Origin of the sequence: Methylobrevis albus, assembly GCF_015904235.1 — a bacterium.
GTDB classification, from domain to species: Bacteria; Pseudomonadota; Alphaproteobacteria; order Rhizobiales; family Pleomorphomonadaceae; genus Methylobrevis_A; species Methylobrevis_A albus.
The window spans coordinates 248976-262133 of record NZ_JADZLT010000052.1 but is presented as its reverse complement, the minus strand read 5'-3'; the positions used below and the strand labels follow the sequence as shown (position 1 = coordinate 262133).

Annotated in this window: 11 protein-coding genes; 3 read left to right on the top strand and 8 right to left on the bottom strand. The window is 71.3% G+C overall.

Features of this window, described 5'->3' with window-relative positions; all coding sequences use genetic code 11:
• Window positions 1–18 precede the first annotated feature (18 nt).
• Window positions 19–1236: a M20/M25/M40 family metallo-hydrolase gene (locus I5731_RS14865; protein WP_197312176.1), complete on the bottom strand. Its 1218-nt coding sequence runs from the start codon at window positions 1234–1236 to the stop codon at window positions 19–21.
• A 95-nt stretch (window positions 1237–1331) separates the two neighbouring features.
• Here I5731_RS14865 and I5731_RS14860 point away from each other — a divergent pair, with 95 nt between their 5' ends.
• A complete protein-coding gene (locus I5731_RS14860) occupies window positions 1332–2108 on the top strand; it encodes an SDR family NAD(P)-dependent oxidoreductase (protein ID WP_197312175.1) in 777 nt (258 codons plus the stop codon).
• An 11-nt stretch (window positions 2109–2119) separates the two neighbouring features.
• Here I5731_RS14860 and I5731_RS14855 read toward each other — a convergent pair whose 3' ends face one another.
• Genes I5731_RS14855 through I5731_RS14830 form a run of 6 tightly spaced genes read right to left on the bottom strand, consistent with a single transcriptional unit; the run spans window position 2120 to window position 9071 of the window.
• The gene (locus I5731_RS14855) at window positions 2120–3763 is read right to left on the bottom strand and encodes a diaminopropionate ammonia-lyase (RefSeq protein ID WP_235981816.1); all 1644 of its coding nucleotides are present in this window, start codon (window positions 3761–3763) and stop codon (window positions 2120–2122) included.
• Window positions 3760–5367 carry a GMC family oxidoreductase gene (locus tag I5731_RS14850; protein WP_197312174.1) on the bottom strand — a complete coding sequence of 536 codons (1608 nt, stop codon included), beginning with the start codon at window positions 5365–5367 and terminating at the stop codon, window positions 3760–3762. Before I5731_RS14850 ends, I5731_RS14855 begins: the two co-directional genes overlap by 4 nt.
• Window positions 5368–5372: 5 nt before the next feature.
• Window positions 5373–5927 (bottom strand): VOC family protein, encoded by a 555-nt coding sequence (locus I5731_RS14845; protein WP_197312228.1) that lies wholly within the window; start codon window positions 5925–5927, stop codon window positions 5373–5375.
• 6 nt (window positions 5928–5933) lie between these two features.
• Window positions 5934–7070: an acetoin dehydrogenase dihydrolipoyllysine-residue acetyltransferase subunit gene (locus tag I5731_RS14840; RefSeq protein ID WP_197312173.1), complete on the bottom strand. Its 1137-nt coding sequence runs from the start codon at window positions 7068–7070 to the stop codon at window positions 5934–5936.
• The gene (locus tag I5731_RS14835) at window positions 7067–8080 is read right to left on the bottom strand and encodes an alpha-ketoacid dehydrogenase subunit beta (protein ID WP_197312172.1); all 1014 of its coding nucleotides are present in this window, start codon (window positions 8078–8080) and stop codon (window positions 7067–7069) included. The genes I5731_RS14840 and I5731_RS14835 overlap by 4 nt, the downstream gene beginning before the upstream one ends.
• 22 nt (window positions 8081–8102) lie before the next feature.
• A complete protein-coding gene (locus I5731_RS14830; protein ID WP_197312171.1) occupies window positions 8103–9071 on the bottom strand; it encodes a thiamine pyrophosphate-dependent dehydrogenase E1 component subunit alpha in 969 nt (322 codons plus the stop codon).
• A gap of 531 nt (window positions 9072–9602) precedes the next feature.
• Between I5731_RS14830 and I5731_RS14825 the strand changes: the two genes are divergently transcribed.
• Window positions 9603–10463 carry a transporter substrate-binding domain-containing protein gene (locus I5731_RS14825; RefSeq protein WP_235981815.1) on the top strand — a complete coding sequence of 287 codons (861 nt, stop codon included), beginning with the start codon at window positions 9603–9605 and terminating at the stop codon, window positions 10461–10463.
• Window positions 10464–10580: 117 nt separating this feature from the next.
• Complete coding sequence (locus I5731_RS20045; protein WP_328838905.1) at window positions 10581–12383, top strand: amino acid ABC transporter permease/ATP-binding protein; 1803 nt, start codon at window positions 10581–10583, stop codon at window positions 12381–12383.
• Window positions 12384–12434: 51 nt separating this feature from the next.
• Here I5731_RS20045 and I5731_RS14815 read toward each other — a convergent pair whose 3' ends face one another.
• Window positions 12435–13067: a helix-turn-helix domain-containing protein gene (locus tag I5731_RS14815; RefSeq protein WP_197312170.1), complete on the bottom strand. Its 633-nt coding sequence runs from the start codon at window positions 13065–13067 to the stop codon at window positions 12435–12437.
• Between the last annotated feature and the right edge of the window lie 91 nt (window positions 13068–13158).

Here is a 13158-nt window from a genome sequence, read left to right as displayed (position 1 = left end):
CAGGTTCGGTGGACGGCTTCAGGCGGCTGGCGCCGGTGCGAGGACGGCGAGCGCCGCGACGGTATAGATTTTCGCGCAGTCGATCACGTCGCGGGCATACACCCAGTCGTCGACGCCGGAGACGAGGTCGGCCTGCGGTCCGTAGCAGACGGCCGGGATGCCGCGCTGGCGCCAGCGGCTGGCGTCGCTCGCCGGCAGGCGCACGACCGGCACCGCCGGCGCGCCGCGCACCGCATGGTGGGCGGCAGCGACGGCCTCGACGATCGGGCTGTCCGCCGCGGTCCAATTCGGTTCCCAGCCCTTGATCGGCCGCCGCGCCAGCCCGCCGATGCGGGCGATCACCGCGTCGACGCGGGATTCGATGGTCGTGATGTCGAGGCCGGGCGGAATCCGGAAATCGATCTCGGCCGTCGCCCGCGTCGCCGACTGGCTGACGAAACGGCCGCCGGCGAGCGTGCCGGTGTTGACCGAGAGCCGCAGGCCGTCGCGCTCGGGATGCGCGGCCACCGCGGCGATCTCGTCCGGCGCCGTGGCATGGACGTCGTTCCAGCCGTCGAGCTCGACGATCGCGGCGGCGAGCCGGGTCGTCGCCGAGGAGCGCGGCCGCGCCAGCATGCCCTGCGCCGAGGGGGCGACCGCGTCGAGCGCCAGCCAGAGCACGCCCTTTTCGGCGAGACCGAGACCCATCGCCCCCGGCCCCTCGCCGCAGATCACCGCGTCGCCGATAAGGTCCGGCTCGGTGTCGAGCAGGAAGGCGGCGCCGTCGGGGCCGAACACCGTCTCGTCGGCGACGGCGGTGAAGGTGACGCGGCCGCACCAGTCGGCCCGCCGCTCCACGAGCAGTTCGAAGGCGAGCGTCATCGCCGCCACCGCGCCCTTCATGTTGCCGACGCCGAGGCCGAGGATGCGGCCGTCGCGCTGCGTCGCCTCATAGAGCGGCACCGACCAGTCGGAAGCCTCGCCGGGGTGGATGGTGTCGAGATGGACGTTGAGGACGAGATGCGGCCCCGGCCGGCCGCTGTCGGCGACGGCGATCAGGTTCGGCTTCTCGGTCACTCTCGCGACGATCCGGTGCGCGATCCCGGCTCGCGCCAGCCGGTCGGCGACGAGGGCTGCGACGGCGCGGGTGTCGCCCGGCGGGTTCGGGCTCGGAGCGGCAACGAGGCGGCCGAGAAAGGCGAGGAGATCGCCCGATCGGGCGTCAACCGCCGCCGAGATGGCGTCGGCGATCGTCATGCCCCTGCCCTCGGCCCACTTATCGCGGCATGTAACTTGCTCCGGATGCAAGGCGGTTGCGCGCACGCGCGCCGGCTCTGCTGCGGGAGGATGCGATGGCGGGTCTGCTGGACGGCAAGGTGGCGCTGGTGACGGGCGCGGCGCAGGGGATCGGGCTCGCGGTGGCGCGGGCCTATGTCGCGGAAGGCGCCGCCGTCGCGCTCGCCGACGTGCAGGCCGGGGCGGTGGAGAGCGCGGCGGCGGAGATCGGCGGCAAGGTGCTGCCGCTCGTGCTCGACGTCACCGACGCAGGCGCCACCGCCGCGGCGGTGGAAACGGTCGAAGCCTATCTCGGCCCGCTCGACATCGTCGTGCCGAACGCCGGCATCCTGCTCCTGAAACACGCCGTGGAGATGGAGGCCGCGGAGTTCCGCCGCGTGCTCGACGTCAATCTCACCGGCGCCTTCATCACCGCGCGCGCCGGCGCCCAGCGGATGCTGGCGCACGGCCGCGGCGGGCGCATCGTCTTCACCTCGTCGCTGTTCGGCCTGCGCGGCGGGCGCGAAAACGCCGCCTATTCGGCCTCGAAATTCGGCATGATCGGGGTGATGCAGAGCATGGCCGCCGAACTCGCCGGCGCCGGCATTCTCGTCAACGCCGTCTGCCCGGGCCAGATGGACACCGCGATGATCCGCCAGCTGTTCCGCGACCGCGCCGCCCTGCGCGGCGTTGCCGAGGCGGAGGTGCGCGGCGCGCTGGAAAGCCGGATTCCCGTCGGCCATCTCGGCCCGCTCGAGCATCTCGCCGGCACCTACGTCTACCTCGCGTCGGGCCTTGCGCGCTACGTCACCGGACAGTCGATCACCGTCGACGGCGGCTGGCAGATCGGCTGAGGCCGGCCGGCTCACGGCGCCACGGCCTCGGCCGGGCGCCCCACCACGCGGGCATAGGTCGCGGGGTCCGTCGCCCCCTCGCTGCCGATCACCAGCACCCGCGATGCCGCGTCGAGCCCGAGCCGTGCTCCGGCCTCGCCATCGAGCGCCGCGGCGACCAGCCCCGCGAACGCGGCGGCGCCAGATTCACCCGCGACGATCGGCGGGTCGCCGTCGATGCCGTCGGCGAGCAGGCGCATCGCATCCATCGCCGCCTCGTCGGGCAGCGCCACGACGTCGTCGAGCCCGCCCTCGAGAATCTCCCAGGCGACGGGCGACACCTCGCCGGCGGCAAGGCACGCCATGAAGGTGTCGGTCGAGCCTTCCAGCGCCACCAGCCGGCCGGCCTCGACGGTCTGAAACACGCAGTCGGCAAGATTGGGCTCGACGACGACCAGCCGCGGCCGGGCGGCGCCGAAGCGCTCCCAGAAATGCCCGGCGAGCGCCGCCGCCAGCCCGCCGACGCCGGCCTGCACGAAGACGTGGGTGGCCGGCTCGGCGCCCGTTACAGCCAGCACCTCCTCGGCGATCAGCGTATAGCCCTGCATCACCGTCATCGGCACGTCGCGGCCGCCTTCGCTCGACGTGTCGGCGACCAGCGTCCAGCCGCGCTCGGCCGAATCGCGCGCGACGGCACGGACGCTGTCGTCGTAGCCGCCGGCAACGCGGTGCATCTCGGCGCCGTAGGCGGCGATCGCGGCCTCGCGCTCGGCGCTGACGTTCTCGTGGATGTAGACGACCGAGCGGCAGCCGAACAGGCCGGCGCCCCAGGCGACGGAGCGGCCGTGGTTGCCGTCGGTGGCGGTCGCCACCGTGATGTCGGCGACGCGGTCGCGGTGCGCGCCGGCGATCAACTCGGCGGCGCTCGCCGTGACCCCGGTGTCCGCGAGCCGCCGCTGCAGGATGCGCAGCACGGCATAGGCGCCGCCGAGCGCCTTGAAGCTCTTGAGATCGAAGCGCCGGCCCTCGTCCTTGTAGAGCACCTGACCGACACCGAGCCGCGCCGCGGCGCCGGGCAGCGATAGCAGCGGCGTCGGCGCGTAGCCGGGCCAGGCGGCGATCTCGGCGGCGGCCTCGGCGCCGGCGGCGTGGTTCAGCACGGCGCGCTGGCGTGTCCCGTAGTCGCCGCGGACGGCGAGCGGGTTGGCGACGTGGCGGACGGGGTGGGCGTGCATCGCGGTCCTTCGCTGATCGCCGGGTGCAGGCCCGGTCGCGGGAGTGGTCTGGCGCGGATCGCGCCAGCGCGGCGGCGACTCCAGCATGGCCATCGCCAGTTCCTCGGCGCCGAATCCGTCGCGCGGCAGCGACTGCGCCTGCTGGCCATCGTAGCCGATCACGCGGCGCACGGCGGGGCTGAGATAATAGGCGCCGAAGACGAGCTCGCGCAGCGCCTCGAAGCCATCGGCGTCTCGCGCCGCATGGGCCTCGAGATCGGCGGCGCCGAAATCCTCGGGCAAGGCGTCGAGAGCCCGGTCAACCACGCCGGCGAGCGGCGGGCGGATCGCGATCACCCGCGCGAGCAGCACGCCGTCCGGATCGACGGCGGTGAAGGCGGGATGGATGCCCGCGGCGGGGACGAGCAGGTCGAGCAGCCGCTCGCGGCGCGGATCGCTCATGCGGCGCTCCGGACATCACGGCGGTCCGCGATCAGCTTCTCGGCGGCGCGCAGCGCGATCGCCGCCGTGGTGAGGGCCGGGTTGACCGAGGAGCCGGTCACAAAACTGCTGCCGTCGGCCACCATCAGGTTCGGCACGTCGTGCGCCATGTTCCAGCGGTCGACCACGGACGTCTCGCGGTCATCGCCCATGCGGGCGGTGCCGAGGACGTGCCAGCCGAGGTCGGGCACGAGCCCGGTCGCCTCGACGCGGGCGGCACCGGCCTCGCGGAAGGATTGGGTCGCCCGTTCGGTGTTGAAGGCGAGCATGCGCCGGCAGTCGTCCGAGACGCGGTAGACCAGCTTCGGCGCCGGCAGGCCGTCGGCGTCGGTCAGCACCTCGCTGAGTTCGACGCGGTTGATTTCCTCCGGCAGATCCTCGCAGGAGAGGCCCCAGATCGCGGCATGGCCGAGCCAGGTCTCGACGTGCTCGTGCACCGCGGCCCCAAAGCGCTTCCCGTCGCTCCAGGGGAACAGGGCGGCGGCAAGCGGGCCGCCGGACGGGGTGAGGTTCCACTTCGCGCCGCGCACAAAGCCGCGTGAAAGGTCGGTCTCGGCGAATTCCATCGAATAGAGGCTCTGGCCCCACTGCCCCTGCCAGCTCTGCATCGGCTCGTCGAAGAAGCCGACCACACGGCCGAACGGGTGCATCATCAGCCGCTTGCCGACGAGCCCGGAGCGGTTGGCGAGCCCGCCGGGATGGCGCCCGCTCGCCGAGAGCAGCAACAGCCGCGCGGTGCCGAGCGCGTTGGCGGCGAGGATCACCACGTCGGCGCGAATGCGGTGGCGGACGCCGTCGCGGATGTAGACCGCGCCGTCGGCCCGCCCCGCGGCGTCGAGGGTGATCTCGGCGACGCGGGCGCGGTCGATGAGGCGGGCCCCGCCGCGCTCGGCGCGCGGCCAGTGCGTCAGGTCGACCGAGGCCTTGGCGCCCTCGTTGCAGCCGAAGCCGCAGGTAGAGCGCTGCACGCAGGGGCGGCGGCCGTCGTAGGGCCGCGAGGCGATGGCGTTGGTGCCCGGCCACCAGTGCCAGCCGAGCCGGTGGTGCGCGGCGGCGACCTTCTCGCCCCAGCGGCCGATCGGCAGCGGCGGCATCGGCAGGTCCGGCGTCGGCGGATAGGCCGGATCGCCCGCGAGACCCGAGGCGCCGAAATCGCGGTCGATGCGGTCATAGAACGGCGCGAGGTCGAAATAGTCGAGCGGCCAGTCATCGGCGACGCCGTCGAGCGAACGGACGCGGAAGTCCGACGGCAGGAAGCGCATCCAGTGGCCGCCGTAAAGGATCGTCGAGCCGCCGACGCCGTGGAAGAGCTGCGGCTTCATCTCCGCTTCGCTGTCGTCGACCGGCGTGTCCTCGCGCCGCCCGCGCCGGTTGGGATGGGCGTGCCACGGCCCGAGCCCGGCGACCTCGACGTCGTCGAAGCGGCCGCGATAGTCCTCCTTCTCGTGGCGCAGCCCCTGCTCGAGGCAAGTGACGCCGATGCCGGCCTCGGTGAGCCGGCGGGCGACGACCGCGCCCGAGAGGCCGGCGCCGACGATCAGCACGTCCGTGTGTTCGCTCGCCATCGCCTTCACCCGGCCGGCCGCTCGGGATGCCAGAGCCGGACGGCCGCGGTCCGCTCGTAGGCTTTGCCGGCAGGCGCGGAGCAGAGCTCCATCTGCAGGCCCCAGGGGCTGAGGAAGTAGACCCACGATGCCCCGGCCGAGTTGCCCTCGGTGATCGCCATCGGTTCGCCGAGCACGCGGATGCCGTGCGCGCGGAGATGGGCGACCGCGGCGGCGATGTCGTCGACGTAGAGCGCGATGTGATGGCCACCCCAGTCGCTGTTGCGCGGCCGGGAGCGGTCCTGGTCCGGCGCGGCGTATTCGAAGAGTTCGAGGTTCAGCCCGTTGCCGCAGCGCAGGAAGGCGTAGCGGCAGCGCGCCTTCGCGTGGACGTCGAGGGCGGCGACCATGAAGGCCTCGTCCTCGGGTCGCCCGCCGATCGAACCCCCGTCGTAGATGAAGTCGGCGCCGATCACGTCGACGAAGAACGCCACGGCCGCCTCAAGGTCCGGCACGGTCAGCCCGACGTGGTCGAGGCCGGCGAGGCCCGGCAGGCCGCGGGGGGACGGGTGCGGCGGCATCACCTGTCAGCCCCCGCCCGCGGCGATCGCCGCCTTGACGAGGCGCACCACCTCGGCCGGCCGCTCGAGCTGCGGCATGTGACCGACCCCGGCGAGGCGGCTGACCGCGACTGCCTCCGGCAGGCCGTCCGCATTGGCCGGATCGACGATGCCGTCCTGGTCGCCCCAGATGACGGCAACGGGCAAGGCGAGCGCCGCCAGCGCCGGACGCAGGTCGATCGCCTGCCGGCCGCCGGGAAAATTCGCCGCGGCGATCGCCGACAGTGCTTCGGGTACGCCGTCCTGTCGCTTCATGCGCAAGACGCCGTCGATCATCCGCCGTTCGACGGCGTCGGGGTCGGCGAACAGCCGGCCGAGCACGTCCTTCAGCTCCTTGCGCCGGTCCGCCGCGAGGAAGCCGGCGATGTAGCCGTCGTCGATGCCGGGGCCGAGGCCGGCGGGCGCGACGAGCGACAGCGAGAGCACACGCTCCGGTGCCGTCGCCGCGGCGGCCAGCGCGATGGCGCCGCCGAGCGAGTGCCCGGCGAGATGGACCTTCGGGATGCCGAGCGCGACGAGAAGATTGAGAAGGACTTGCGCGAGGGTCGCGATGCTGCCGTCGCCGCAGACGGTGCCGGAGCGGCCGTGCCCCGGCAGGTCGAGCGTGATCACCGGCCGGTCGTCAGCCAGCGCCGGCTCGACGAGCAGCCAGTTGTCGCCGTCGCCGCCGAAGCCGTGCACCAGCACGACCGGCGCGGCGTCGGCGCCGCTCGCGGCCGGCGTGCGGCGGATCGCGATCGTCGCGGCACCGAGATCGACGAGGCTTTCGACGGGACCGCCGGCCGCCTCACCGTTTTCAGCCACCGGCGCCGCGGCATGGGCGGCGACGAAGGCGTCGATCTCCGCCTCCGGAACCTCCGGGTCCGCGATCACGCCGACCAGCGCGCCGACGGGCACGACGCCGCCGCGCTCGACGACGCGGCGGCGCAGCGTGCCGGCGGCTGCGGCGGTCTCGACATTGGTGATCTTGGTGGTTTCGACCTCGAGCAGATCCTGCCCCACGGCGACGGCGTCACCGGGCTCGGCGAGCCAGCCGGAGACGGCGCCCTCGGTCATGGTCATGCCGTAGCGCGGCATGCGGATCGCGGTGATGCGGGCGCTCATCGCGACCACCCGACGACGCCACGCACCGCCGCCTCGATGCGCTCGACGCTCGGGATATAGGCAGCCTCGAGTTCCGGCGCATAGGGCACCGGCGCGTGCGGCGGCGTCACCTTGCGGATCGGCGCCTTCAGGAGCCCGAACGCCTCCTCGGCGATGATGCCGGCGATGTCGGCGGCCATGCCGCAGCGCGGATAGGCCTCGTCGACGATCACCAGCCGGCCGGTCTCTTCCAGCGTCTCGATGATAGTGTCGATGTCGAGCGGCGAGGTGGTGCGGGGGTCGACCACCGTCGCCTCGATGCCGTCGCGGGCGAGCCTGGCGGCCGCCTCCATCGCCCGGCCGACCATGCGCCCGAAGGCGACGATGGTGACGTCGCCGCCGTCGCGCAGCACGGCGGCCTCGCCGAACGGCACGACATAGGCGCCGTCCGGCACGTCGCCGACATCGTCGTACATCGCCTTGTGCTCGAGGAAGATCACCGGATCGTCGTCGCGGATCGCCTCGATCAGCAGGCCCTTGGCGTCGTAGGGCGTCGACGGCACCACGACCTTGAGGCCGGGAATGTGGGTGAACAGCGGATAGAGAGCCTGGCTGTGCTGGCTCGCCGAACCGGTGCCGGCGCCGAAGGTGGCGCGCAGCACCATCGGCGTCACCGCCTTGCCGCCGAACATGTAGCGGAACTTGGCGGCCTGGTTGAAGATCTGGTCGAAGCAGACGCCCATGAAGTCGACGAACATGATCTCGACGACCGGGCGCATGCCGGCCATCGCCGCGCCGGCCGCAGCCCCGACGAAGGCGCTCTCGGTGATCGGCGTGTCGCGCACCCGCTCGGGGCCGAACTCGGCGAGCAGCCCCTTGGTGACGCCGAAGGCGCCGCCCCAGGCGTCCTGCTCGCCGGACGCGCCCTTGCCGCCGGCGACGTCCTCGCCCATCACGAAGATACGCGGGTCGCGCCGCATCTCGAGGCGCAGGCCCTCGTTGAGCGCCTGTCGGAAGGATTTCCTCGGCATCGGCTGCCTCCGGGCGCGGGTGTCAGGGATAGGAGACGTAGACGTCGGTGGCGACCGTCGCGGGGTCGGGCCGCGGCGCGGCGCGGGCGGCGACGACGGACCCGTCGACCAGCGCCGCCACTTCCGCATCGATGGCGTCGAGCTGATCCATTTCAAGAAGACCGGCCGGCAACACCTTGTCGCGAAACACTTTCAGGCAGTCACGGTCGGTGCGCATCGCCCGCTTCTCGTCGGGCGTGCGATAGGTGTCCGAGTCGCCGCTGAAATGGCCGAGGTAGCGCGGCACCATGATGTGCAGCAGAGTCGGCCCATCGCCCGCCCGCCCCCGCGCCACCGCCCGGCCCGCCGCCTCGTGCACGGCGAAGACGTCGGTGCCGTCGACCCGCTCGGCGGGGATGCCGTAGGCCGCGCCGCGCGCGACGATGTCGCCGGCGACCGCCCAGCTCGACGCCGTCGCCTCGGCAAAGCCGTTGTCCTCGATCGCGAAGATCACCGGCAGGTCCCAGACGCGGGCGAGGTTGAGCGACTCCGCCATCGTGCCCTGGTTGAAGCCGCCGTCGCCGGAATAGGCGACCGCGACGGCGCCGGAGCCGGTCATCCGCGCCGCGAGCGCCGCGCCGCAAGCGATCGGCGCCGCACCGCCGACGATGCCGTTCGCGCCGAGCATGCCCTTGTCGAGGTCGGCGATGTGCATCGAGCCGCCCTTGCCGTGGCAGATGCCGGTCGAGCGCGCGAAGATCTCGGCCATCATACCGTCGACGTCGCAGCCCTTGGCGATCGAGTGGCCGTGGCCGCGATGGGTGGAGGCGACGCGGTCCATGTCGCCGAGGTGCATCGAGATGCCCACCGCCGAGGCCTCCTGGCCGGCATAGAGGTGGGTCGAGCCCGGAATGTCGCCAGACGACATCTCGCGCTGCACGCGCTCCTCGAAGACACGGATCAACGCCATCGTGCGATAGGCCGTCAGCAGGTCTTCCCGGGCGAGCTGCATTGGGCGTTCCTTCGTCCGACCGAGGCGGTTCGGCTTGCGTCGAAGGAAAGCTAGCGAAGCCGACTTGCGCAGTAAAGAAGTGGCTTGCATGGATTTCGGGCAGGTTGCGCCGGCTTCTGCGCCAATTTCCGGCGCGGCTGGGCGAGATATGACGACCGCTCGCGCAGAGGTAGAGATGCTCTACGGAAGTCCCGGATTTCGGGCACCGCCTGATCATCCTGTGCCTGCACCAAAAGGCGGCAGCGGGCACTGAATCTGATCAATCGGCGACCCGTCCAGCCCGCGATCTTCCCGTTCGGACCACCCTTCATGCCCTCGGCCAAGATGGCACGCCGCTTGCAATTTGCTTACCATGCAAGCGACTTGAGCCGAAGGCACCCGGTTGTGCGAGGGTCGAGGCGCTGCCCGGACGCAAGAGCCGGACAAGGGCGAAGCAAGCCCGCACGACAAGACACCGCAAAGCGGACGAGGACCGACGACAGAGACCGACCCAGAACCCGCCGTCAGAGACCGCCAACAGAGGAGCGTGCCATGCCCGCCAACATGTGGACTTCCGCCGTCGCCTTCGCCATCGCCCTCGGCTTCTCCGGGGCAGCGATGGCCCAGACCCCGGCCTGCGAACCCGACAAGCTCGCCGAGAAGTATCCCGGCCTCGTCGGCAAGACGGTCAAGTTCGGCGCCGATCCGCAGACGCCGCCCTACACCATGCGCGACGGTACCGACTTCGACAAGGTCATCGGCGCCGACACCGACCTCGCCCGCGCGGTGTTCGAGTGCCACGGCATCCCGTACGAGATCTTCCTCGGCGGCTGGTCGGGTCTCCTGCCGGCGACGATCTCCGGCCAGATCGACGTGTTCTGGAACAATCTCTACTACACCGCCGAGCGCGCCAAGCAGGTCGACTACGTCCTCTACATGCAGGCCGGCACCGGCGCGCTGACCCAGGCCGGCAACCCGAAGTCGATCGACGACATCACCGCCATGTGCGGCGCGACCGCCGCCGCCGGCCTCGGCACCGTCGAGGAGGCGGCGCTCAAGGACCAGGACGGCAAGTGCACGGCCGACGGCAAGCCCGGCGTCACCGTGATGAGCTACCCGGACCTTGCCGCCGGCATTCGCCTCGTCCAGACCGGCCGTGCCGACATCCTGATGAGCGACCTCGCGCTCGTGCAGTCGCTCGCGATCGAAAACCCGGAAACCTACGCGGTCGCCTTCAAGATTCTGACCGGGTTCACGATCGGCGCCGGGGTCAAGAACGGCAACGATGAACTGCTGCAGGCGATCTACGACGGCCTCGTCGCGGTGCAGGCGGCCGGCAAGCAGGTCGAGATCTTCGAGACCTACAAGATCGACCCCGATCTGATCGTCGCCGCGGAAGTTCGCAAGGACTGACGCCCATCACGGCGGCGGGTTCCGAACGGTTTCCGCCGCCGACATGCCTGACGGCTCCGGCTCGCCGATCGGGCCGTCCCCGTTGCAGTTCAGGCCACAGACGGTCGGATGAGGCTCATGCAGACTTGGCTCCGCCGGATCGCCACCCTGTTCGGGATGGCCTTCATCGTCGCCCTCGTACTGACGGGCTGCGGCCCCGATGCGGGCCGGCAGACGACCTCGACGCTGGGCGACCTTGCCGCCGGCGGATCGATCACCAGCGGCGGTCCGCCGCCGTTCATCGTCGAGATGTGGGGCTACTTCCTGTCGCCCTTCCTCTGGCAGGGCGCGTGGATCGCGCTCAAGATCACGACCGTCGCGATGGCGATCGGGCTCCTGCTCGGGCTCGGCCTCGCCCTGATGCGGCTCTCCGGCTTCTGGATGGTCCGCTCGACGGCGTGGTTCTACATCTGGGTGATCCGCGGCACGCCGCAGCTGCTGCAGCTCGTCTTCCTGTTCGACGCCCTGCCCGAACTCGGCATCCGGCTCGACAGCATCACCACCGCGATCATCGGCTTCGCGCTCAACGAGGCGGCGTTCAGCGCCGAGATCATCCGCGGCGGCATCCTGTCGGTGAACCGCAACCAGTCGATCGCCGCCGACAGCCTCGGCATGGGCAAGTTCCTCACCCTCCGCCGCATCATCCTGCCCCAGGCGATGCGCGCGATCCTGCCCGGCGTGTTCAACGACACGATCGGCATGCTGAAGCTCACCTCGATCGCCTCGATCATCTTCGTCAACGAGCTCACCTTCCGCGCCCAGCAGATCGTCGGGCAGAATTTCCGCTTCTTCACCGTCTTCATCGCCGCCGGCCTGATCTACCTCGTCATGACGAGCGCGATCTCGCTGCTGCAGTCATGGCTCGAGCAGCGTTACGATCTCGAGGCGGACCGGACGAAGCGCAAGGACGCCGGGCCGCTCGCCCGCCTCACCGGCGGATTCCTGTTTTCGCCGGCCCGGCCGGCCGGCAGCTCGAACGAGGCCCCCGCGTCGGACGAGGCGCCCGCCGTCGCCGCCACGTCCGTGGCGCGCCAGCTCGACGAGACCTGGCTCGCCCGGATCGCCACCGCCGACGACATCGTCGCCCCCGTCGGCACCCCGTTCGTCGTCGCCCGCAACGTTCAGAAGAGCTACGGCGACCGCCAGGTGCTCGCCGGCATCGACCTCACGGTCAACCGCGGCGAATGCGTGGTGATCCTCGGCCCGTCGGGTTCGGGCAAGAGCACCTTCCTGCGCATGATCAACCACCTCGAGGGCCTCGACTGGGGCGAGATCCGCGTCGACGGCCAGACCGTCGGCTACGACTACGCCGGCGGTCGTCCGAAGGCGGTGGCGGGCCTCGCCGGGGCCAAGGCGCGCGCCCGCATCGGCATGGTGTTCCAGTCCTTCAACCTGTTCGGCCACCTGACGGCACTCGAGAACGTCGTCGAGGCACCGGTCCGGGTGCACGGCACGTCACCCGCCGATGCCGAGAAGCTGGGCCAGGAGCTGCTCGCCAGCGTCGGCCTCGGCAACCACACCGCCCATTTGCCGCACCGGCTGTCGGGCGGCCAGCAGCAGCGCGTCGCGATCGCTCGCGCGCTCGCCATCAAGCCGCGGCTGATGCTGTTCGACGAGCCGACCTCGGCCCTCGATCCCGAACTCGTCGGCGAGGTGCTGACCGTGATGCGCCGGCTGGCGGCGGCCGGCATGACGATGGTGGTGGTCACCCACGAAATCCGCTTCGCCCGCGACGTCGCCGACCGGGTCATCTTCATGGACGAAGGCAACATCGTCGAGCAGGGACCGCCCGAGCAGGTGATCGACGCGCCGCAGCACGAGCGCACGCGCCGCTTCCTGCGCATGGTCGGCCAGGTCGAGACGGGCGAGGAGAAGGCCTGAGGCGGCGACGACGGCGACGTCGCCGCCTGACCGCTGCGGTCCAGGCGGCCGTCAGAACGTCGGCGGCGTGTTGATCCAGAGCACGAGGGCCGATTCGGTGCCGGAGGCGCGGTAGCTGTGCGGGCGATCGGATTCGAAGAAGAAGGTCGAGCCCGCCGGAACGATGAACACTTCGCCCTCGACGGTGAGTTCGACCGCGCCGTCGATGACGTAGCCGACCTCCTCGCCAGCGTGGCGGAACGGGCCGCAGAGCGGGCCGCCGGCCGGCAGGGTGATCATCAGACCTTCGAGACGGCGATTCTCCTCGAACGGGATGATGCTGTCGGCGGTCGAGCCGTCGCCTTCGGCCTCGTCGCCTCGCAGCAGCCGCGGCCGGTCGTTCGGGCCGTAGACGGTGCAGATCTTCTCCTCGACCGGTTCGAGCAGGGTCGAGACGTTGATGCCGAGCGCCTGGCTCAACCGGTGCAGCGTGGTGAGCGACGGCGTGACGAGGCCGTTCTCGATTCGCGACAGCAGGCTCTCCGAGCAGCCGGCCTTCACCGCGAGATCTTTCAGCCGCAACCGCCGGATGCGCCGCTGCAGCCGCAGCCGCGGCCCGACGGCCGGCATGCCGCCGGCACCGGTGGTCGAGGTCGCCGCTGCCGGACGGGCAGAGGGAGCAGCAGGTGAAGCGTCGTTGGTCATCTGAAACTAACGATACGGTTCCGGCGCGGTCGTCAAGTCATCAGAGCACCGCGGCAATCACCGCGCTGAAGTGCCGGCTGGCGGACGCGCG

Coding starts and splice junctions, on each gene's coding strand:
- I5731_RS14850 (WP_197312174.1), bottom strand. CDS start 5,367: ATGGCGAGCGAACACACGGACGTGCTGATCGTCGGCGCCGGCCTCTCG.
- I5731_RS14840 (WP_197312173.1), bottom strand. CDS start 7,070: ATGAGCGCCCGCATCACCGCGATCCGCATGCCGCGCTACGGCATGACC.
- I5731_RS14835 (WP_197312172.1), bottom strand. CDS start 8,080: ATGCCGAGGAAATCCTTCCGACAGGCGCTCAACGAGGGCCTGCGCCTC.
- I5731_RS14860 (WP_197312175.1), top strand. CDS start 1,332: ATGGCGGGTCTGCTGGACGGCAAGGTGGCGCTGGTGACGGGCGCGGCG.
- I5731_RS14855 (WP_235981816.1), bottom strand. CDS start 3,763: ATGAGCGATCCGCGCCGCGAGCGGCTGCTCGACCTGCTCGTCCCCGCC.
- I5731_RS14830 (WP_197312171.1), bottom strand. CDS start 9,071: ATGCAGCTCGCCCGGGAAGACCTGCTGACGGCCTATCGCACGATGGCG.
- I5731_RS14815 (WP_197312170.1), bottom strand. CDS start 13,067: ATGACCAACGACGCTTCACCTGCTGCTCCCTCTGCCCGTCCGGCAGCG.
- I5731_RS20045 (WP_328838905.1), top strand. CDS start 10,581: ATGCAGACTTGGCTCCGCCGGATCGCCACCCTGTTCGGGATGGCCTTC.
- I5731_RS14825 (WP_235981815.1), top strand. CDS start 9,603: ATGCCCGCCAACATGTGGACTTCCGCCGTCGCCTTCGCCATCGCCCTC.
- I5731_RS14845 (WP_197312228.1), bottom strand. CDS start 5,927: ATGCCGCCGCACCCGTCCCCCCGCGGCCTGCCGGGCCTCGCCGGCCTC.
- I5731_RS14865 (WP_197312176.1), bottom strand. CDS start 1,236: ATGACGATCGCCGACGCCATCTCGGCGGCGGTTGACGCCCGATCGGGC.